Here is a 22079-nt window from a genome sequence, read left to right as displayed (position 1 = left end):
TCATCTTCACCGCCACCGCCACCGCCATTATCATCGTCACTCCCGCGAAAGCGGGAGTCCAGTGCACGGTTTCAGTCTGCCACTGGATTCCCGCGTTCGCGGGAATGACGGTGGGGGGGACTCCCGCTTTTGTGGGAATGAAGGTGAGGGGGTTGGACTCCCGCTTTCGCGGGAATGACACCTCGGACGTTATTTCGCGGGGAGGCCCGCTCCCACGGGGCTTCCACGAGGCAGGCTTTTCAGGAAGAAACCCATGGCTGTGGCATCATTGGCCGATCAACCAGGTGATGGTACGGGGGGATTTTCGTTGTTTCAGGTTTTCGGTACCTGCTCAAGGACATTGAGCCGCAATACTCTGGTTGCCCGCATGCTCGGCACCCGCCTGGTGCATGTCTCCGCATGGAGAAAACCACCGGCCGAAGTGACCACCCTGGTGGGCTGGGGGCGCAAGGCTCCTGCCCTCAAGACCCTGGCCTTGGCCGAAAAACATGATCTGCCCTTCATCACCCTGGAAGATGGTTTCCTGCGCTCCTTCGGGCTGGGGGTCAACGGTACGCCCGCCCTGTCCGTGGTGGTGGACGATCTGGGGATCTATTTTGATGCCCGACAACCTTCCCGCCTGGAGCAGATACTCCAGCATGAAACGTTCTCAGCGCCGCGCCTGGTGCAAGCCGATCAGGCCCTGGAGCGGCTGCGACGGGGGCGTCTGACCAAGTACAACCAGGGCACCGAGGTGCCTCCCGGCACTTTCGATCCCGATCGCAAGCGGGTCCTGCTGGTGGATCAGACTGCCGGGGATGCTTCCATCACCTGCGGTCTGGCCACGGAAGAGGCCTTCTTTCGCATGCTGGAGGCCGCCTTCGATGAGCACCCCGACGCCCAGGTCTGGATCAAGACCCATCCGGATGTCCTGGCCGGGCGCCGCCAAAGCTGTCTGTCCCATGCCCGGGACCGACGGGATGTCCACTGGATCACTCAGGACTGGCACCCCCATGACCTGCTGGACCATTTTCATCAGGTCTATGTGGTCACCTCCCAGATGGGGCTGGATGCCCTGATCGTGGGGCGTCCGGTCACCTGTTTCGGAGTGCCCTTCTACAGTGGTTGGGGTCTGACTGATGACCGCACCCCTTGCGATCGGCGTACCACGCGGCGCACCCTCAGGGAACTCATCGCCGCTGCCTATCTGCGCTACCCCCGCTACCTGGATCCGGAAACCGGCAACCCGGGGGATTTCTTTCAGGTCGCCGACTTCATCGAGCGCCAGCAGCGTGTCCGCAATCAGTGGCCCCGGCGCTTCATCGGTGTGGGGGTTCAGCGCTGGAAGCAGGTCCATTTAAGGCCGCTATTGGCCCAGGCACGGGAGGGGGTGGTGTTCGTGCCGACACCGAAGGCCGCGGCGGCGATGGATCCGCGGCCCGGTGATGCCTTGGTGCATTGGGGGCGGGATGCGCCGGAAGACTTGATGACGCTTGCCGGGGAATGGGGGCTGCGCACCTTTTTTATCGAGGACGGTTTCTATCGCTCGGTGGGATTGGGTTCGGATCTGATTCCGCCACGTTCCCTGGTGTTGGATGAACAGGGACTCTATTTTGATCCCCGGACGCCGTCCGATCTGGAACGGCTGCTCAACACGGCGGTGTTCCAGCCAGACGAACTGGTGCGGGCGCGTACCGTGCGCGATCTGATCGTCCGACAGGGTCTGACCAAATACAACCTGGAAAGCCATGCCCCGGTGCAGTGGCCCGCCGGGGACCGTCCGGTGATCCTGGTGCCGGGGCAGGTGGAGGATGATGCCTCCATCCGCCACGGCTGTGCCGGGGTCAACACCAATCTTGGGCTGATCCGGGCCGCCCGGGCCGCCTGTCCGGAGGCCTTCATCGTTTTCAAGCCGCATCCGGACGTGAGTTCCGGCAACCGGCGAGGGCACGTGCCTGATGACCAGGCGCTGGCCCATGCGGACTGGATCGAACGGGAGGCCAGCGTGGTGGCCTGTATCGAGGCGGCGGATGCCGTACATACCATGACTTCCATGGCCGGCTTCGAGGCCCTGTTGCGGGAAAAACCGGTGGTGGTCCATGGTCGTCCCTTTTATGCCGGATGGGGGCTGACACAGGATGCCCTGCCCATGCCCGGGCGCACCCGTCGGTTGAGCCTGGATGAACTGGTGGCCGGGGCCTTATTGCGTTATCCGCTGTACTGGGACGGGTCGGTGCGGGGCTTCGTGTCCTGCGAGGCGGTGCTGCGGGGGCTGGTGGCGGAGCGCGATGCCCTGCAGGCGCAGGGCAGGCTGGTGCATTTGCGGCGGGGCTGGGTCCGACGGCAGGTTCGCAAGGTCAGGGGCCTGGTGGCGGGCCTGCTCCCGGATCGTCAATCCCGGTGATCGCGGATGATGGCGGCCAGCATGTGGATGATCAGTGCGCCGAGGATGGCCAGGATGCTGAAAACGGTGATGTTGTATACCCGCCGTGGCTCCATGGCGTATTGGGGGTAGGTGGCCTCTTGCAGCACCGAAACCTGCTTGAGGGTGCGGGCGGCTTCGACCCGGGTGTTTTCCAGGGAGGCCAGGGCGTTGGCATAGAGTTCCCGGGCAAACTCCACCTGCAGCAGCAGGGTTTCATACTCGGCGGCCAGACGATTGAGGGCGTCACCGCTCTGGGCCGCCATGCGGGTGCGTTCGATGTCGATCTGGTTGCGAATGGCATGGATCTCGCTGCGCAGACGGACCATTTCCGGCGAGGTGGGGCTCTGGGATTCACTCAGGGCCATCTGTCTTGCGCTGAGCTTGGCCAGTTCCGCCTCCAGGGAAGCCACCACGGCGGTGAGGCTTTCCACCGTGCCGGTGGGGGAGATAAGACCGTGCCGGTTCTGGAAGGTCAGCAGGTTTTCCCGGGCCTGTTCCAGTCGCCTCTGCAGGTCTGCGACCTGAATTTCGATGAAGCGGACCTGTTCGGTGGCCAGGCGCTGGCCCATGGCGTTCATGTGGGCCTCGCCTTCGCGCATGAGCTTGATGACCATGGCCTGGGCCAGGTCCGGATCATAGGCGCTGGCCTTGATGCGCATGATCTGGGCGTATTCGTCCATCTCCACCTTCACCCGGCGCAGGTAGTGGCGGTGGAATTTTTCCAGGTGGCCGTCGGTGTCGTTGAGACGGGAGAGACGATCAATGCGGCGGTCGCTGTAATGCCCCTTGAGATCAAAGGCCTCGTCCAGCTTGCGGGCCATGTCCACGGACAGCAGGTGATCCCGCAGCAGCAGCATGTCGGCCATGTTGCCGCCACCGGTCATCAGTGATGCAAAGCTCAGGGTGGGCGGCGCGATCTGCGGGGTCTGCAGCACCACGTTGGCCTGGGAGACGTAACGATCCGTGGAAAGCAGGGACCAGTAGGTGGCGGCGCCGATGATCAGGAGCAGGCAGACGGGCCAGTAGACGTGTCGAAGGAATATGGTTTTCATGATGATTGTGCGGATGCAGGTTTCGATGCAGGGGGCCTGGGGGCAGCGCTCGGGGCCGGTTTTGCACTTTTGTCCTTGGTGCCGATGCTCTCGTGATAGGCCTTGATGGCTGCGTTGATGCTATCGAACCAGTGGGCATGGCCTTCGTGCAGGAAGATGCCTGCCTGGCACAGATCTTTAAGGATGCCCTCGCTGTGGGACACCATGATCAGGCTGGCCTGTCCTACCTTGTCCTTGAAGGCCTTGGTGGCCTTTTCGCGGAACAGTTTGTCCCCGACGGCGGTGGCCTCGTCGGAGAGGTAGACATCGAAGTTGAACGCCAGGGAGAGACCGAAGGCCAGGCGGCTGCGCATGCCGCTGGAATAGGTCTTGACGGGTTCATCAAAAGCCCTGCCGATCTCGGCAAAGTCTTCGACAAAGCGGATGACGTCCGCGATGGACCGTTCACTGCCGTGGATGCGGGCAACAAACTTGCAGTTCTGGCGTCCGGTCATGGCGCCCTGGAACCCCCCCGCCAGTCCGATGGGCCAGGAAACCCGGCAGCGGCGGATGATCTCTCCCCGGTCCGGGGTGTCCATGCCGCCGATGAGTCGGAGGAGGGTGGACTTGCCGGCACCGTTTCGGCCTACCAGGCCCACGCTCACGCCCTTGGGGATCTTCAGGTCGATGTCCCGCAATACCCAGTCGCTGCCATGGTGATTGTGATAGCGCTTGTAGACGTGGTTGATGTGGATCATTGGGCCTTGAGTCGCTGGGAAAAGCGCAGATGCATGGCCAGTCCGAGCGCGGTGCTGCCGATGATCCAGTACCACAGGTACAGCAGATCCACGCCGGGCATGGTCTTGTAATGCTGGAAGAAGGCCAGGCGCAGTGCTTCCAGTCCATGGACGATCGGGTTGTAAAGCAGCACCTCCTGAACATGGTGCGGCAGGGTCTGCAGGGGAATGATGACTCCGGACAGGATCAGTAGCGGCAGCATCATGACGCGAACGATGATGCCGATCTCGCTGACCAGGGTGGCGGCCACCGACATGACCAGACCGATGCCCATGCCCAGTAGCCACAGCAGGCACCAGACGTAGAGTACACCCAGGGGATCGGCGGGAATGACGGGATGACCCAGCAGGCCGGCACCGATCAGCAGAATGAGAAAGACCAGTGTCTTGAGGATGCCTTCCACCACGTTGCGGACCAGGACCGGGTCCACCGGCAGTACCTGACGATAGGCAAACAGCCCCCGGTTGGCCTCCACGGCTCCCAGCGAACGGGTGACCCCCTCCCTGAACAGGAAGAAGGCGGTCAGGCCGACGATCAGCCAGGTGACGAAGTCGGCTCCGAAGATGTACTGAACCCGGCCTATCAGGCTGCGGATCCAGACCATGACCACCACGAAGGCCAGCGGCTCCGCCAACATCCAGAACCACGCAAACCGGTCCCCGGATGTGCGCGCCACCGCTTCCCGCAGAAACAGTGCTCGCCAGACGCTCCATGTGACCTGCCAGGGTGTACGCATCAAAGATCCAGCACGACCTTGGTGGCGATGGCGATCTGGTAGAGGATCTGGGTGAGGGTGGCGGCCAGCTGCAGGTTCTTGGTGGGCACTTCCGGCAGCACCAGAATCTCGTCACCGGGGCGCAGGGCTACCTGGTCGGCGGCGCGCACCTCGCCGTTCTGACGCACCACCAGGATGTGCTTGCGATCCGCGTGCTGACTGAAGCCGCCGGCCCGGTCGATGTAGTCACGCAGGCTCTGGCCCGGGACGTAGATCATGGCCTGGGGGATCAGCACCTCGCCGCTGATCAGCAGGGCGTCGGAACGCTCCGGAATGGTGATGATGTCGCCGTCCTGCAGGCGGATATTGGCGATGCGGTCCTCGCTGGCCACCACCATGCGGCCGGTGGGCTGCACCTGTCGCGCCCGGGCGACGAAGCCCTGGATCAGTTCCGCCTCGCGGGCGCGGATGGTGGCCTCTTCGGGCGTGGCGGACGAGGCCCCCAGGTAGGTGGTCTCCAGGCGCCGCAGGCTGTCTTCCAGGGATTGACGCTGACGTTCGGCCACCGACAGGCGGCGGATGGAGACGGCGGTGACGTCGGTCAGGCGCGGGTCGACGGCGATGCTGTCCAGCAGTTCCCGGAGTCGGGCATCCTTGGGTACGGCAAAGCGCGAGGGCCCCATGTAGCTGCCTTCCACCTGAACCACGATGGTGTCCGGGCGCTCATCGGCGGAGAACAGGATCTCGTCACCGTTGTTGAGCGGGGTGCGGCGGAATTCCTCCAGGCTCAGATAGGCGGAGAAGGGGCCTTGGGCACGCACGCCGCGCACCAGGACATGGGAGGCATCCGGCGTGTGCTGGGCCAGATCGAGCACGCCCCGGCCGGTGAGGGTGTCCGGCTCCAGTTCGAAGCGATAGGGGCGGGCCACGTCACCGGCCACGGTGACCACCGGGCCGCGGCGTTCCACCACCAGGGTGTCGCCGTCCTTGAATTGGGGCCGGGGAATGCTGCCGGTGAGCAGGAAATCGTACAGGTCGGCCTGGGCGATGGTCTCGCCGTCGCGGATCAGGCGCACCCGGCGGTAGCTGCCGGTGTCCTGGTCGATGCCGGCGGCCTGATCCAGAAAGTAAAGCAGGGAGTCATGGGGGCTGCCGGCGTACCGACCCGGGTTGGCCACGTGGCCGGTGACGAACAGGGCCACGGGCTGGGTGCCCTGGAGGTTGGTGTAGACCTCCACGTTGTCGGTGAACACGGACTTGACGGCGCTCCTGACGCGGCCATCCAGCTGGCCGTGGGGCAGACCCTGGACCTGCACTGGACCCACATGGGGGATGAAGATGTTGCCCTGGGCGTCCACGGGCAGGACGCGGTCGATCTCTACCGCGCCCCAGGCCCGCAGGGTGATCTGATCGCCGGGGAGGATGCGATAGTCGGGGCTCAGGCCCGCGGCGCGGGTGCCGCGAAAGCCGCCCTTGAACAGGTGGGCGCCGAAGGGGGCGATGTCGGTGTCACGGCCGAGGGCGCCGGGCACGGGGCCGTAGGTGCCGGTGCGCCAGTCCACCGGAGAGGTGGGTTCCAGGGTGTCCGGGATGGGGGCGGCTTGCTGGATGCGGGGGATGTCTCCCATGCCGCTGAAGCTTTGTGCCGTGGCGGTCCAGGGCAATGCCCAGAGCAGTGGAATCAGCAGGGCGGCCGCAAGGAATGCACCTGTGGGGGCGGTTCCGGAGGCAAAGGTCTTGCGGACGATGCCCCCGGAGGGGCAGCCGGCTTTGGGCCGGCTTTCGGCTGGTGCGGACATGCTCATGGTGCGACCTCCCCGACCGGGCCTGGTTGTGTCGACGGACTGGGGGATGCAGGACGCGCTTGCCCCATGTGGGTGAGCACACGGACCTTTTCCCAGCCATCTTCACTCTTGCGGCAGACCAGGGCCTGCCGCTGTCCGTGATCGCCATGCACACTGAGGCTGCGGCAGGTGCGCCCGCTGGCGGCGAAGTAGGCGGCATCGGCGTGGATGAGGACGTCCCCTCCCCAGGGACTATCCGCCAGGGAGATGCTGCTGCCGGACGGGGCCTCGCTCAGGAAGCTGTTGAGGCTGCTCGGCAGACCCGTCGGGGTGTCCGGGCCGTTGACGGACAGCCAGGCACCTTCGGTGGGTACGGTCGGCAGGGTGTTGCAGGCCGTGAGGGTGGCCATACAGAGAAAGAGGGCCAGGGGGGTGGATCTGGCCTTGTGCAAGGTGTAACCCATGGTGTGCTTGCTTGAGTCCGGTTGCCCTGGGGTGGGTTGGGCGGCTCGGGAGAGCCGCCGGGTTGGGCGGCAGTGTAACCTGTCGGGGCAGGGATTTGAATGTAGGGTTTGTGGGCAGCAGGGCGGTCTTGGAGGGAGCGGTCCTCGGCCGCGAACGGGGCGGGCAACCCCCTCATAATAGGTAACAACTTTTGGGACGATTGAAATCTTCAATTGCATCTATCCGATGAGCTGGGTATTATTGCATCACAGCATTTGGAATGCGTCTAAATCACAACCATCGGAGAAGCCTTTCATGTCCCTGATCAATACCCAAGTCAAGTCCTTCAAGGCCACCGCTTTCCACGATGGCGAGTTCGTCGAGGTGAACGACGAGAGCATCAAGGGCAAGTGGTCGGTGTTCTTCTTCTATCCGGCCGACTTCACCTTCGTGTGCCCCACCGAACTGGGCGACCTGGCCGACAACTATGCCGAGTTCCAGAAACTGGGCGTGGAGATCTACAGCGTGTCCACCGACACCCACTTCACCCACAAGGCCTGGCACGACAGTTCCGAAACCATCAACAAGCTACAGTTCCCGATGATTGCGGACCCGACCCTGACCATTTCCCGCAACTTCGAAGTGCTGATCGAAGAGGCCGGTCTGGCCGAGCGCGGCACCTTCGTGGTGGATCCCCAGGGCGTGATCCAGATCGTCGAGATCAATGCCGGCAACATCGGTCGTAACGCCGAGGAGCTGCTGCGCAAGGTGAAGGCGGCCCAGTACGTGGCGGCTCACCCCAACGAAGTATGCCCCGCCAAGTGGAAGGAAGGGGAAAAGACCCTGGCCCCGTCCCTGGATCTGGTCGGCAAGATCTGAGCCGGGCCGCTCACGCCCATTGAATTGCCCAAATCTCCTATTCCTTGCCCGGGCCGAGTCCCGGGCATTTTTTTATGAGGTCATTCGGCATGCTGGACGCCAATCTGCAAAATCAGTTGAAGGCCTATCTGGAAAAGGTCACCCAGCCTTTCCAGATCGTGGCCACCCTGGATGAAGGCCCCAAGTCCAATGAGCTTTTGGAGATGCTGCAGGAGATCAGCGCCCTGAGCGACAAGATCTCTCTGCGCACCGACGGTCGGGACGGTCGCCGTCCCTCCTTTGCCCTGGTGCGTCCCGGCGAGAGCGGGCGGGTGGCCTTCGCCGGTTTGCCCATGGGCCATGAGTTCACCTCTTTGGTGCTGGCCCTGCTGCAGGTGGGGGGGCATCCGCCCAAGGCCGCTCCCGAGGTGATCGAGCAGATTCGGTCTCTGGAGGGAGAGTTCCTGTTCGAAACCTATTACTCCCTGTCGTGCCAGAACTGCCCCGACGTGGTGCAGGCCCTGAACTTGATGGCGGTGCTCAACCCGAACGTGCGTCACGTGGCCATTGACGGTGCCCTGTTCCAGGATGAGGTGGAAGCGCGGGAAGTGATGTCCGTACCCAGCATCTTCCTCAACGGCCTGCCCTTTGATCAGGGCCGCATGAGCCTGGAGCAGATCCTGGGCAGGATCGACAAAGGTGCGGCCGAACGGGAAGCGAAGAAGCTCAATGAAAAGGCCGCCTTCGACGTGCTGGTGGTGGGCGGCGGTCCCGCCGGCGCCGCGGCAGCCATCTATGCGGCCCGCAAGGGGATCCGTACCGGGGTGGCGGCGGAGCGTTTCGGGGGGCAGGTGCTCGATACGATGGCCATCGAGAACTTCATCTCGGTGCCCCATACGGAAGGCCCCAAGCTGGCAGCGGCCCTGGAAAACCACGTCAAGGAATATGAGGTGGACATCATGAACCTGCAGCGGGCTGCGAAGCTGGTGCCCGCCCAGGGTGAGGCCGGGCTGCACGAGGTGCATTTCGCCTCCGGCGCGGTGCTGCGCAGCAAGACGGTGATCCTGGCCACTGGTGCCCGCTGGCGGGAGATGAACGTGCCCGGTGAGCAAAAGTATCGGACCCGTGGCGTGGCCTATTGCCCCCATTGCGACGGTCCCTTGTACAAGGGCAAGCGGGTGGCGGTGATCGGTGGCGGCAACTCCGGTGTGGAGGCGGCCATCGACTTGGCGGGCGTGGTGGCCCACGTCACGTTGATCGAGTTCATGACCGAGCTGAGGGCCGATGCGGTGCTGCAGAAGAAGCTGCGTAGCCTGCCCAACGTGGACATCATCACCCATGCCCAGACCATGGAAGTGAACGGGGACGGCAGCAAAGTGACCGGCCTGACCTACAAGGACCGGGACACGGATGAGCTCAAGCGCCTGGATCTGGAGGGGATCTTCGTGCAGATCGGTCTGGTCCCCAACTCCGAATGGCTCAAGGAGTCGCCGGTGGCGTTGTCCGCGCGTGGTGAGATCGTGGTGGATGCCCACGGTATGACTTCGGTGCCCGGGGTGTTTGCGGCCGGGGATGTGACCACGGTGCCCTACAAGCAGATCGTGATTGCGGTGGGCGAGGGCGCCAAGGCGGCGCTGGGGGCGTTTGATCACCTGATCCGGAATTGATCACTCCGGATCAGGTCATTCCCGCGCAGGCGGGAATCCAGTCCTGCGGAGGGCTCTCTGGGTTCCCGCCTTCGCGGGAGTGACGGGTTCTTGTCGGGAGTGACGGTGGCAAAATTTTGGTGATGAAAGGGGATTTCTCAACATTTTCCGTGTCCAACCCTGTCAGGCACACCCCATCCACCTGGAGGATCTCCACATGGATTCACGACGCAAACGTGCGGAAGAGGCCCGGCAGAAGATCCTGCAGTCGGGCAACAAAGAACTGATCGACCGACTGCATTTTCTGGAGGCCACCCAGGGTAATCCCCGGATTGCCGCCCGCGGCCGGCGAGGTGCCCCCGGGCTGCTGGGTACCGGGCTGGCCGCCGCCGGTGGCGCCTATTTGGGAACCTTGTTCGCCGGCATGGTCCTGAGTTCACAGATGCAGCAGGCCTTTGCCGACGTTGCTATGGACCTGGGCGTCTCTCCGCTGGACATCGGCCTTGACACCGCTCATCTGGATCTGGATCCCGTTGATATGGGTGCAGACGAGGGCGGTTTTCTTGACGGTTTCGGGGATGACTTTTTTGACATCTGAGTCTTGGCTTCAAGGTTTCGCCTCAGCGACCCAGTGGTCGGACTGATCCCTGCCGCCGCCCATCGGTCCTTTGTCACCGCCCCTGCACAGGCCGGCTGCCGCCGGTCTCTTGCCGTCACTTCCTCACAGGCCGGCTGCCCCCGGCCCATTGCCCGTCACTCCCGCGAAAGCAGGAGTCCAGGAAACTCCGTGACTGGATTCCCGCTTGCGCGGGAGTGACGGGGTTTTTTCGCGGGAAGACCCATTTAAAATATTCGCAACCCGTAAAACATCCGCAAGCCGATGCTGCATCAATCAGCCTTTGACTGCATCAATCAACCCTTAGCCGAATCAATCAACCCTTAAATGAGGGGGTGAACAATCAAGGCGGATGTTGCCGCGGGTGACGTACAATCACGATGGATGTCGCCGTGGACGGGGCATTGACTGGATGAACAGGATCTGCCGCTGGATCACAGGGGGATTTGACTATGCGGCTTGCTCTGAAAGGGGAGCAGAAGCATGGCAGTGGCGGTACTTCGGGCAGGCGTGAGGCGGGCGTTCGAGAGCCTCAGGGCTCCAGCCTTTTCCCTGCGTCTGCTCATCGGTCTGCCGCTGGTGTTGCTGACGATGATCTCCGCCGCACTGGCGGCCTGGCTGGCGATCCATGATGGTCGACTGGCCGTGGACGATATTGCACGCCAACTGCGCACGGATGTGCTGATCCGGGTGGAAGATCGCCTGACCGGATATCTGGGCATTCCCCCCGCCGTTAACGAAGCCAATGCCCGCGCCCTGCGCAGCGGTGTGCTGCGGTTGGATGATGCAGCCAATGTGCAGCGCTATTTCCATGGCATCCTCAGCACCTATCCCGCACTGGCCTACAGCTTCTTCGGCACCGTGGAAGGCGAATTCTACGGCGCTCGCCGGATTAGGGATGGGGATGTTCAAGTGGTGCGCGCCGGTGCGGTGACCGGCGGTGATTCCCATAATTTTTCTACCAATGATCTCGGGGATGCCCTGGAACTCAAACAGGTCTACCCTGGTTTTGATCCTCGCACCCGGCCCTGGTATCAGGCCGGGGTGGCGGCGGACGGGCCGACCTGGACTCCCATCTATCGTCATTTTGTCATTCATGATCTGGCGCTGACCGCCGCTCGGCCCTTCAAGGACCATGAGGGGAATCTGCTGGGGGTCTTTGCCGTGGACTACGTGCTGACCCAGGTGCATGATTTTCTGCGCCGTATCGATCTGAGTCCTGGTGCCCAGATCTTTGTCATACAGAGAGACGGTCATCTGGTTGCGTCATCATCGGCGCCCGTGGGCGGTTTTTTCCGGGAGGAAGCCGGCCGTTTTCTGCCCTTACAGGCGGTGGAGTCAGGCATCCCTTCGCTGGTGGAGGCCACCCGTCTGCTGAGTAGCAGGCCCGGCGGACTGGCCGCCATTGGGGATGAGGAATTGCTCACCTTCGATCTGGATGGGGAGCGCCAGTTCCTGCAGGTGAAGCACTTCGCGCCGGCACCGGGGCTGGACTGGGTCTTGGGGGCGGTGGTGCCGGAACGGGATTTTCTCGGCGGCATTCGTGCTCAGACCCGCGACACCCTGCTCATGATCGCCGCCGTGTTGCTGGCTGCCCTGCTGTTGGGGGTGGTGATCGCAGCCCGCATTGCCGCGCCGCTGGAGCGTCTGGGCATGGATGCGGATCGCTTGGCCAGGGGGGATTGGAATCGAGCGCCGGGCCGCACCTCCATCCGCGAGTTCAATTTCTTGGATCGTGCATTCCAGTCCATGTCCGGACAGTTACGCGGTCAGTTTGAGCGGCTGGAGTCCCAGGCACGCGTGATCTCGGAGCAAAACGCCCTGCTGGAGCAGCGCGTGGCGGAGCGGACCGCGGAACTGGATCGGGCCTCCAGCCGGTTGCGCGCCTTCTTTGAGAATATCCCCGGTTACATCGTCATCGTTGATGCGGATTTTCGCATCGTGAGTGCCAGCCAGGGCCTGCTGGAACTTTTCGAGCTCAATCTTTCCGCCGTCCTGGATCAGCCTTGTTACCGGATCGCCTGGAACGAGTCCAGCCCTTGTCAGCAGTGCGTGCTGGAGATGTGTTTCCGCACCAGGCGCCCGGTGGTTCGTTATTCCACACCCCAGGAAGAGGCTCGTTTCGGGGGTAAGGCCTTACAGATCTTCTCCGGTCCCATCCTGGATGAGGGCGGGGAGGTGATCGGGGGCATGGTCTATTACACCGATATCAGTGATCTGCGGGTCATGGAGCGACAGTTGATCAGCGCCCGCGAGGCGGCGGACTCGGCCAATCGGGCCAAGAGCGAATTTCTGGCCCGGATGAGTCATGAGATCCGCACCCCCATGAATGCGATTCTGGGCCTGAGCGAGTTGGTGCTGCTCAACGAACCCGCCGGGCAGTCACGGGAGTTCATGCACGTCATCCAGCACTCGGCCCGGCATCTGCTCACCATCATCAACGACATCCTGGACCTGTCGAAGATCGAGGCCGGGCGCATGGAGCTGCTGGAGGCGGATTTCGATCTTCACCAAGCCCTGGCGGAGGTGATCGAGACTCTGCAGGTATCCGCCCAAGACAAGGGGCTCGAGCTGAAGATGCTGCTGGCCCCTGATCTGCCTCGCTATCTGAAGGGCGACGTGCACCGGCTATCGCAGATCCTGATCAATCTCATCGGCAACGCCATCAAGTTCACCAGGCAGGGGTCTGTGCGATTGGAGGCCCATTTTCCGGGTGAGATGGATCAGCGGCTGCGGCTGGCATTTGAAGTGATCGATACCGGTGAGGGGATTCCTCTGGAGCGTCAGCGGGAGATCTTTCATGCCTTTACTCAGCTGGATGGTTCGGCGGGCCGCCGCCATGGCGGTACCGGGTTGGGGCTGACCATCACCCGTCAGCTGGTGGAAAGGCTGGGAGGCGAGATCGGGGTGAGCAGTCGTCCCGGAGAGGGTAGTCGTTTCCATTTCACCGTGGCCATGGCACCGGGCAATGTGGTGGAAGAATCCGCACCGTCACCGGTTGCGTGTATCGGCGCTGAGCCTGCCCGATCCTGGCATGTGCTGCTGGTGGAGGATACCCCGGCCAATGTGCTGGTGGCCGTGCATCTGCTCAAGCGGCTGGGGCATCGGGTCACGGTTGCCGACAGTGCCCTGGCGGCCTTTGAACGTCTGGCAACGGAGTATCCCGATCTGGTGCTTATGGACGTGGAAATGCCGGGTATGAACGGCTTTGAAGCGACTCGCCGGATACGGGAAGGGGAGGCCGGGGAGGCCTGCCGGAAACTGCCGGTGATCGGTCTGACCGCCCATGCCTTGAACGAATACCGGGAGCGGGGGCTGGCGGCAGGAATGGATGATTACATCTTCAAACCCATCAGCCTGGTCGGATTGGGGCGGACGATCAATCGGGTGATGGGTGGCCGAATGCTCGGTGAAATCGAGGATCCGGCAAGGCCCCGGGAAGAGGGCTTGCCCATCGTGGATCTGTCCGTGGTACTGCAGCGCCTGGGGGACGACAGTACCTTGCTGGTGGATACCCTGCTCAGCGTCCTTCCCGAGCTGCCGGAAAGGCTGACCGAACTCAGGCAGTGTCTCATGGCGGGTGATTTGATCACGGCCCGTCGCATGGCCCATTCCCTGAAAGGGCATTTGCTGACCATCGGCGCCTCTCCTGCGGCCAAAGACATGGAAATCATCGAAGCCGGGATTGGAGCGGATCATCACGACCGGGTCCTGGACATGATCGAGACCCTGGGTGATGCATTTCTGCGGATCTACGAACATATTCCAGGTGCATTGAAGGCCGTGTTGGGCGCATTGCCCGACCATCGTCAGGTATTGCTGGAGGGGATGCCGCGGGTGGAAGGCATGTTACAGGGCCTGCGGCCGATTCACTGCCTCGATTCCAGAAACAGGTAGGTGCGGTTCACGTTCATCCGGTGCCAGTCATCATAGTGGCGAAGATGCCGGAAAGCAGGCAGTTCGGCCAGGCGTTCGACCGTGTCGTCCAGGGTTTCCCAGTCTTCCAGGGCCTGTTTCACTTCCCGGTTCAGCAGGACCAGATAGTCGCCGGTATCCCGCCGGGCCGTGGCCAGGTCGGTGGCGGCGCCGTGACCGGGAATGATGATCTCCGGTGACCAGGTCGCCAGGGTTTCGAAGGCCGCCAGCTGGCCGACGGGGTCACTCCAGGGATGAATTCCCAGCATGCGTTCGGTGTAGACCACATCCCCTGTGAAGACCACGCCCCGATCAGGCAGGTGCAGCACGGCATCGCCGGGGAAATGGGCGTCGCCGGCATGGACCAGTTCGAAGCGAATCCCGCCGATGCTGAAACGATGATGATACGTCGGCGCCGGGCTGGGGGCGGTACGGGGCACGGTGTCCGCCATGACGGCCTCACCCAGGGTCCGGGTGAGGCGTTCCAGATGTTGCTGCGCAAACTGTGTCTGGGTGGTGGTGGTGCGTTCCAGGGCCACGACGTGGGCGCCCTGGGACAGGAAATGATCATTGCCCAGCCAGCGGTGGTCCTGGCTACCCAGATTGACGACATGGGTCACGGGTCGGTCGGTGACGGTGGCGATGGCGGCCTCAATGCGCTCGGCCACATGGCGGCTGGGGCCGCTATCGATGAGTACCACACCTTCTGTGGTGATGACGAAGCCGATGTTGTTGTTCAGACCGAGGTTGGCCGGGGTGCGGTTTTCCAGGGAGCCGTAGAAGTAGTAAATCTGTTCGGTGACGGGCTGGGGGATCAGGATGGCGTCGATGGGGCGGTCTTGATCGGCCTGCAGGATGCTCGGGGGCAACAGAAACCATACGGAGAGTGTCAGCAGGGCGGTGCGGGTGATCGGCAACAGGGGCATCGGGTGATTCTCGGTTGCATTATTTGAAATAAGCTTATTTATACCTGGAATTCAGGCTGTACAGCCATTGTTGAGCCACCAGGACCCATCTATGATCGGGGCATGTCCAGATACCCTTCAGTACATCCGCTTATGCTTCAGGCCCTTGTGAGCCTTTCCTCCCGATGCGCCCGGGTGCCGGTCGGCAGACCGGCAAGGGGAGGGTGATCATGGCCAAGGGCGTGACGGCACCGATGCCGCAGGCGGGACTCAACGACTGGAAGGCGGTCTGGAACCGGCTGTTACCCCTGGATCGACACCGGGCGGTGATCTCCTTCCTGGAACGCTTGCGGGAACCGGCTTCCCGGCTTGAGCTGGTGTGTGATGCCACCCTCAAGACCCTGGCGCGGCGCAAGGGTTTTCGCGTCGAAACCCTCAAGCGCATGAATAACCACCAGCTGGCCGATGTTCTGTTGCCCCATGTACCGGTGGTCATGGGTGCACGGGAGTGGACCCTGCTGTTCCTGGGGTACTTTGCCGACTACAAGGCGGCCATCATGTGTCGCTTCCTGGATCTGTGCGACGTCCCCCACGATGAACGGGGCTTCGTGGCGGGCGGAGACGACAAGATCCATCCTCCTACCGACATGGTCGGCACCAAGGATGCCCTGATTGAGGAATTCGGGGCCATGGAGGTGGGGATCTATTTCCATGTGCTCAAGCTGATGGACCCGGGGCTGTGGCAGTTTCTGGACCCGGTGCTGCCGGCCCTGGACCAGGCCATGGCGGCCGCAGAGGCGGTTCGGCAGCAGGAACGGACGGTGGCGGAGGAAGAGACGACGGCGCGTGCGGTGCTGGATGTCTCCGAGGAGTTCACTCAGCTGGACCGGGTGGTGATGGAGCAGATCATCGCCACCTTGGCCGAGGAAGACCGCGCCCTCAAGCCTGATGAACTGGTGGATCTGGTGGAATCGGTCCATGCCCTGGATACCGGTCGCAAGCGCAGCTATTTTCACCTGGGTTTTCTCGATGCCCTGTTGCCCGGGCGCCGTCCCGACATGGGGCGCCCCGAGATGAATGACGAACGACGCCAGTGGTATCTAGCAGGACTGCTCAGCGGCTACGTGCGGCAGCAGAATCATGCTGCCATCAGGGATACCCTGCACCGGTATGCCGCCATCTTTCGCGCCGCCTCGTCCACTCCCGGCGGGGCCGGGGCCGGCATGCTCACCGAGGTGCACCCCTATTTGCTGATCCACGGATTCCAGAACGAGGCCACCCGCTTGTTGCGCGGCCAGCGCCGGCATCTGACCCCGGCGACCGCTAGGTTGATCCTCCAGTCCGCCACCGGCGCCATCCGCCGGGGCGATGCGGCCATTGCCAACGTGTTGCTGGTGGAACTGCGGGAGGGTCTGCCCCATGTGGCACTGGACACTGCCGAGCGCGCCTCCCTTGAGGCCGGACTGGGGCGCCGTCTGGGCCAGGCCCTGCAGTTGCAGGGGAATTTTTCCGCAGCGAAGGAGGCCTTTGCCGGACTGATCGCCGAAGGGCGTCTAATGTCGCCCCGGCTACATGCGGACATGGGGCTGGTGCTGGGGGGCTTTCGTTCCCTGGCCGAGCTGGTGCTGCCGCCGGACCTGGATCGGGTGCGCACGATCCAGGCCCAGCTCCGGCAGGGGGAGCGCTATTTCACCGAGGCGGTGGAGCGTTTCGGGCCGGTGGCCCTGGGGGCCCATTATGCCTTGGGGGTGCGTGATTTCCTGCGCTGGATGGAGGACGACGGCGGTGACGAGGCCCGGGAGCAGGCCCTGATGCATGTGAATGCCGCCCTGATCGGGATGATGACGGAAACCGATGCCCAGGATCCCGAGCGTCCGCTGTTGGTGGATCGCTGCCGCTTCATGCAGGCCGTGCTCATGATGGCCCGCCTGGATGCCGCCTCGGCCCAGGCGGCCATGGAGAGCTGGCGGGCGTTGATGGCGCAGCAGGATCAGCCCTTCTGGCCGGCGTGGGGAATACAGCGTCTGCTGGAATGCGCGGATCTGGTGGATCCGGCCCTGGCGGGAGAGATTGCAGAATCCCTGTGGTGCCGGCACGGGGAGGCCGTTCTACCGCTGATCGATCGACCGGAATGGTTTGCCCGCTCACCCCGGTTGCTGGACGATCTGCAGGTCCTGTGCCGGGCCGGCACTGATCAGGCGTTGCAGGTGCAGTGGGATCGATGGTCGCTGCTGATGTCGGCAGCCCTGTCGGCGGGTCGGCTGGAGGCGGCTCAGGAGGGGCTGGACGGGATGGAGCACCTGGCCCATGAGGACTCCCGATTCTGCGAACCCATGCTGGACCTTCTGGAGGCCCCGGCCCGGCTGGATCCGGCCTGGTCGGAGACGGATATCCTGCGCGCCCGGTTTCGCCTGTACCGCCGACTGGGGCGGGACCCCGAGGCATTTTCCCAGCTGCGTGCCCTGTTCTTTGCCCTGCGCGATGCCCGGCCCCTTGAAGCCGCCCAGACCCTGGCGCTGTTCCGCGAGTGCGGCGCGGCGCCGGCCCAGTATGAAGATCTGGTCCTGCCCGGCATCGAGGCCGATCACGACGAGGATAGCGATCTGCTGGAGCAGTTGGAGGGCGGGGCCGAGCTGACTGTGCTGTTCGTGGGCGGCAACGAGATCCAGGCCCGCTACAGCGATGAGCTGAGCCGGGAGATTGCGGCGCAGTGGCCTGGGGTCCGGGTGGAGTTTCGTCATACCGGCTGGTCTTCCAACTGGGGGCGTGACGTCAACCATCTCAAGCGCCAGGCGGCCGGGGCCGATGCCGTGGTCCTGATGACCATGATGCGCACCACGTTGGGCCGAGTCCTGCGGGAGGCCCTCAATGACCCGCCCCGGCCCTGGATTCCCTGTACCGGCACCGGCCGCCAGGCCCTGTTCCAGAGTATTCGGCACGCCGCCCTGATCGGCCTGCGCACCCGCCGCCGGTCTGTGGTCGCCGATTGAGTATCGTTATTCGCGGGCAGGCCCGCGAACGGACCCCTACGGTTTGTGTGCCAGGTCCAACTCCGACTGCAATTCGGTGCGCGGATCCAACTCGGCGGCCACCGCCGAGGTGCGGGTGACCGGCACGAAGCCGGCTTTCTCTTCAGGGGCCACCGGCGGTTCTCGAAGGATCCGCCAGAGTGCGAACAGGGCCAGCAGCACGATGATGGTGCCGAACAGCAGGGGCAGTACACTGATGGAGGCGACGCTGACCGCAATCCCCGCCAGTAGCGGCCCCAGGGTGGCGCCGATGCCGTTGAGCAGGAGCAGTCCCTGGGTGCCTTCCAGCACCTGGGTGACATCCAGTCGGTCATGGGTATGGGCCACCGCCAGGGCGTAGAGGCTGAAGGCAAACCCGCCGTAGAATAGGGCCGCTACCAGCAACGCCGGTAGTGACTGATTCACGGTCATGAAGATGGCCAGGGCCGCCAGGGCCGCACCGACGCAGGCAAAGACCATTATCCAGCGCCGGTCCCGATGGTCGGAGAAAAAGCCGATGGGCCATTGCAGCAGGGCGCCGCCCAGGATCACGGCGCTGACGAAGGCGGCCACCCCCAGGGGCTCGATACCCGATTGCTGGGCGTAGATGGCCCCGAACCCCCAGAACCCCCCCGAGGCGATCCCTGCCACCAGCGCCCCGATCACGCCCACCGGGGTCCTGCCGTAGAGGGTCTTCAGCGGCAGGGCCTGGGCCTTGATGGGCGTGGGCTGCAGGGCCGGCGTCAGGGCGATGGGGATCAGTCCCAGGGCGAACAGGATGGCCACCAGGGCATAGCTGGCCAGATGTCCCGGTCCGTAGATCAGTACCAGGAACTGTCCCACGCCCAGCATCACCAGGCAGACCGTCATGTAGAAGGCAAAGACCTGGCCCCGGTCCTGTCGTGCCCGTTCGTTGAGCCAGCTTTCGATGACCATGTACAGCCCCACCACCGAGATGCCGTTGACGATGCGCAATACCCACCACACCCAGGGATCGAAGATCAGACCGTGGAGCAGGGCGGCAATGGCCGATACGGCGGCCAGGGCGGCAAAGGCACGGATGTGCCCCACCCGGCGGATCAGGCCGGGACACAGGAACGAGCCGATGATGAAGCCCATGAAAAAGCCGGACATGACCAGGCCGATCAGCCAGCTCGGCAGGCCTTCCTGAGCGGCGCTCAGGCCCAGCAGGGTACCCAGCATGCCGGAGCCGCAGAGCAGGATGCCCATGCCCAGGAGCAGAGTGGAAACGGATGTGAGGGTGGGAAACACGGGCGGCGCCGATGAGTAAGGTCAGTCCCGCATCTTAGCGTTTCGGACGGATTCTTCCAGTGCCGGTTTCGGGTATACTGCCAGCCCATCATGCCACGCCCGAGTGGTGAAATTGGTAGACACAAGGGACTTGAACAATTTGAGCCCTCCGGGGGAAACCCCAGGGGTGGAACCCGTCAAATTCGGCGAACGCCCTGGATGCCCCGGTATCCGAGCCAACGCCGAGCCAAGCCCAGGCCCGGCGCCTGGGAAGGTGTAGAGAGCAGACGGCGGGCACCTACGGCCGCAAGGCTATGGTGAAGGCGTGCTCCAGACCACGAACAGCGAGCCTGTGCTGGCGGCGAAAGTCGAAGTGGTAAGAAAATCCCTCGCCGGAAGGCGTGCCGGTTCGACTCCGGCCTCGGGCACCATCCAAAGCCGCTCCTGTTCACGTAGGGGTGGCTCTTTTTTTGTGTTTAGGGCCGCAGGGCATGTTTCAATGCCCAATTCCAGGGATACCAAGGACTCCCCCTTCTTGCGGGGGCGGGTGGAGACTGGCCGTCAAATAGACGGTGGCATCAATGGCACATGGGATGACTACCCCTTTACTGATGTATCAGGACCGACAGCAGGCGGGTCCATCCGTCAGTTCGCAATTTCTGCCGTCAGTTCATAATTTTTGCCGTCACTCCCGCGAAAGCGGGAGTCCAGGGTTTTCAGCGCATGACTGGATTCCCGCTTTCGCGGGAATGACGCGGTGTAAAAGGGAATGGCGCGGTGTGAAGGGGAGTGATGTCGCGTAAAGAGATGGTGAATGACGCCATGTGAGGACATGTGAGGATATGGGGATGGGTTGTTCTGAACCTCCTTTGGTGTCCCGGCCAGTCAGGTTATCCAGGGAAGGGCTTCGTGCCCGGTGGTGCGGGTGGACCAGACCCAGGGCGGCGAGGCCGTAGATAGGTTCCGGACTGTTGGGGGGCGAGGTCGATGTTCAGCGCATATCGCGGGCGCGGAATTGAGTATGGTCAATATCATGAGGTCGCGACGGAGCGAACCCCGGCGCTGTGCCGTGGTCGGATGCTGTGGCGGCGAGGATGCCGGCAGGACGCGCCTCTCCCCTTGAACCGGCCCGCTGATTGAAGGAGCTTGAACTCCGTGACCGTCCCGGCACCTGATCCGATCCCGTTTTCCAACACCTATGCCCGCCTGCCGGACGCCTTCCATGTCCGGCTTGACCCGGATCCGGTGCCTGATCCCTCCCTGATCGAACTCAACCACGACCTGTGTCGGGAACTGGGCATTGATCCTCTGGCCCTGACGCCGGAAGAATGGGGCCAGGTGTTTGCGGGCAATCGCATACTGCCCGGCTCGGAACCCCTGGCCATGGCCTATGCCGGCCATCAGTTCGGGCATTTCGTGCCCCGACTGGGGGATGGACGGGCCATCCTGCTGGGGGAGGTGGTGGATGTGCGGGGACGGCGCCGGGACATCCAGCTCAAGGGATCGGGCCGTACCCCGTTTTCCCGGCGGGGGGATGGCCGCGCCGCCCTCGGGCCGGTGCTGCGGGAGTATCTGGTCGGCGAGGCCATGCATGCCCTGGGCATCCCTACCACCCGTGCCCTGGCCGCCGTCTCCACCGGCGAACCGGTGTTGCGGGAAACGGCCCTGCCGGGCGCCGTCCTGACCCGGGTGGCGGCCAGCCATGTGCGGGTGGGGACCTTCCAGTATTTCGCCGTGCGCGGCGACCGGGCGGCGCTGCAGCAGCTGGCGGATCATGTTGCGGATCGGCATTACCCCTGGACCCGTGAGGCGGATCAGCCCTGTCTGGCCCTGCTGGAGGCCGTCGTGGAGGCCCAGGCACGGCTGGTGGCCCAGTGGATGGGGGTGGGTTTCATCCACGGGGTGATGAATACGGATAACATGGCCGTTTCCGGAGAGACCATCGATTTCGGCCCCTGCGCCTTCATGGATGGTTATCATCCGGATCAGGTCTTCAGTGCCATCGATACCCAGGGGCGTTATGCCTACGCCAATCAGCCGGCCATGGCCCAGTGGAATCTGGCCCGGTTGGCCGAGACATTGCTGCCGCTGATCGGCTCTGACGAAAAACAGGCGTTGGAACAGGCCACGGATCTGGTAAATTCCTTCTCCAGCCGGTTTGCGCGTCACTGGATTGACGTAATGGGCCTCAAGCTGGGACTGAGCATGGCCGATAAGAGTGACATCGCCCTGATCCAAGGGTTGCTGCAGGCCATGCAGCAGGGGCAGGTGGATTTCACGCTGTGTTTCCGCCACCTGTGTGATGCGGCCGAAGACGAGACCCATGATGAGCCGGTCCGCCGGCTGTTTGCACAGCCCGAGGCCTTGGTTGCCTGGGCGCAGCAGTGGCGGTCCCGCTTGCGTCAGGACCCGTTGCCCCCCGGGGAGCGGGCCGTGCGCATGCGGCGGGTCAACCCGGCCTGTATCCCCCGCAATCATCGGGTGGAGCAGGTGATTGCGGCGGCCCTGGAGGCTGAGGATTTCGAGCCGTTTAGGCGGCTGCTCGGGGTGGTGCGCAATCCCTGGGTATTGGCGGAGGCCGACCAGGCCTATGCCCGGCCCCCGGCCCCGACGGAGCGGGTGTATCAGACCTTCTGTGGAACCTGATGAGGCTGATCCGGGGTCCGGGTTTTGCCTGTCACTTTGCGGTTATGCTGAAATGAGA

14 protein-coding genes are annotated in these 22079 nt (G+C 63.6%); 7 read left to right on the top strand and 7 right to left on the bottom strand.

Going from position 1 to position 22079, the window contains the following annotated elements; genetic code table 11:
- Positions 1 to 253: 253 nt before the first annotated feature.
- Positions 254 to 2383 carry a capsule polysaccharide biogenesis protein gene (locus LQ952_RS01800; RefSeq protein WP_238620914.1) on the top strand — a complete coding sequence of 710 codons (2130 nt, stop codon included), beginning with the start codon at positions 254 to 256 and terminating at the stop codon, positions 2381 to 2383.
- Here LQ952_RS01800 and LQ952_RS01795 read toward each other — a convergent pair.
- From LQ952_RS01795 to LQ952_RS01775, 5 genes are read right to left on the bottom strand one after another with little or no spacing between them, the layout of a single operon-like run.
- Positions 2371 to 3456, bottom strand: coding sequence for a KpsE/RkpR family capsule polysaccharide export protein (locus tag LQ952_RS01795; RefSeq protein ID WP_238620912.1), 1086 nt, complete (start codon positions 3454 to 3456; stop codon positions 2371 to 2373). The two genes, LQ952_RS01800 and LQ952_RS01795, sit on opposite strands and share 13 nt — an antisense overlap.
- Positions 3453 to 4193: an ABC transporter ATP-binding protein gene (locus tag LQ952_RS01790; RefSeq protein ID WP_238620909.1), complete on the bottom strand. Its 741-nt coding sequence runs from the start codon at positions 4191 to 4193 to the stop codon at positions 3453 to 3455. Before LQ952_RS01790 ends, LQ952_RS01795 begins: the two co-directional genes overlap by 4 nt.
- Positions 4190 to 4969, bottom strand: coding sequence for an ABC transporter permease (locus tag LQ952_RS01785; RefSeq protein ID WP_238618095.1), 780 nt, complete (start codon positions 4967 to 4969; stop codon positions 4190 to 4192). Before LQ952_RS01785 ends, LQ952_RS01790 begins: the two co-directional genes overlap by 4 nt.
- Positions 4969 to 6753, bottom strand: coding sequence for a polysaccharide biosynthesis/export family protein (locus LQ952_RS01780; RefSeq protein WP_238620908.1), 1785 nt, complete (start codon positions 6751 to 6753; stop codon positions 4969 to 4971). The genes LQ952_RS01785 and LQ952_RS01780 overlap by 1 nt, the downstream gene beginning before the upstream one ends.
- Positions 6750 to 7196, bottom strand: a complete 447-nt coding sequence (locus tag LQ952_RS01775) for an RT0821/Lpp0805 family surface protein (RefSeq protein WP_238620906.1) — start codon at positions 7194 to 7196, stop codon at positions 6750 to 6752. The genes LQ952_RS01780 and LQ952_RS01775 overlap by 4 nt, the downstream gene beginning before the upstream one ends.
- A gap of 295 nt (positions 7197 to 7491) precedes the next feature.
- Here LQ952_RS01775 and ahpC point away from each other — a divergent pair, with 295 nt between their 5' ends.
- From ahpC to LQ952_RS01755, 4 genes are all read left to right on the top strand, one after another.
- On the top strand, positions 7492 to 8055 hold the full coding sequence (gene ahpC / locus LQ952_RS01770) for an alkyl hydroperoxide reductase subunit C (protein WP_238620905.1): 564 nt from the start codon (positions 7492 to 7494) through the stop codon (positions 8053 to 8055).
- 89 nt (positions 8056 to 8144) lie between these two features.
- Positions 8145 to 9701 carry an alkyl hydroperoxide reductase subunit F gene (ahpF, locus tag LQ952_RS01765; RefSeq protein ID WP_238620904.1) on the top strand — a complete coding sequence of 519 codons (1557 nt, stop codon included), beginning with the start codon at positions 8145 to 8147 and terminating at the stop codon, positions 9699 to 9701.
- Positions 9702 to 9897: 196 nt separating this feature from the next.
- Positions 9898 to 10278 carry a hypothetical protein gene (locus LQ952_RS01760; RefSeq protein ID WP_238620902.1) on the top strand — a complete coding sequence of 127 codons (381 nt, stop codon included), beginning with the start codon at positions 9898 to 9900 and terminating at the stop codon, positions 10276 to 10278.
- Positions 10279 to 10779: 501 nt separating this feature from the next.
- Positions 10780 to 14193, top strand: coding sequence for an ATP-binding protein (locus LQ952_RS01755; protein ID WP_238620900.1), 3414 nt, complete (start codon positions 10780 to 10782; stop codon positions 14191 to 14193).
- Here the strand turns inward: LQ952_RS01755 and LQ952_RS01750 are convergent.
- A complete protein-coding gene (locus LQ952_RS01750) occupies positions 14166 to 15137 on the bottom strand; it encodes an MBL fold metallo-hydrolase (protein WP_238620898.1) in 972 nt (323 codons plus the stop codon). The genes LQ952_RS01755 and LQ952_RS01750 overlap by 28 nt on opposite strands.
- A 209-nt stretch (positions 15138 to 15346) precedes the next feature.
- Here LQ952_RS01750 and LQ952_RS01745 point away from each other — a divergent pair, with 209 nt between their 5' ends.
- Positions 15347 to 18106, top strand: coding sequence for an ATP-binding protein (locus tag LQ952_RS01745; protein ID WP_238620897.1), 2760 nt, complete (start codon positions 15347 to 15349; stop codon positions 18104 to 18106).
- Positions 18107 to 18142: 36 nt separating this feature from the next.
- Here LQ952_RS01745 and LQ952_RS01740 read toward each other — a convergent pair whose 3' ends face one another.
- Complete coding sequence (locus LQ952_RS01740) at positions 18143 to 19396, bottom strand: MFS transporter (RefSeq protein ID WP_238620895.1); 1254 nt, start codon at positions 19394 to 19396, stop codon at positions 18143 to 18145.
- A gap of 1134 nt (positions 19397 to 20530) precedes the next feature.
- Here LQ952_RS01740 and LQ952_RS01735 point away from each other — a divergent pair.
- Entirely contained in the window at positions 20531 to 22021 is a 1491-nt protein-coding gene (locus tag LQ952_RS01735; protein ID WP_238620894.1) for a protein adenylyltransferase SelO, read from the top strand.
- Positions 22022 to 22079 lie beyond the last annotated feature (58 nt).

It is taken from the genome of Ectothiorhodospira lacustris (assembly GCF_022227785.1).
GTDB lineage: Bacteria > Pseudomonadota > Gammaproteobacteria > Ectothiorhodospirales > Ectothiorhodospiraceae > Ectothiorhodospira > Ectothiorhodospira lacustris.
This window is presented reverse-complemented; position numbering and strand designations above follow the sequence as displayed.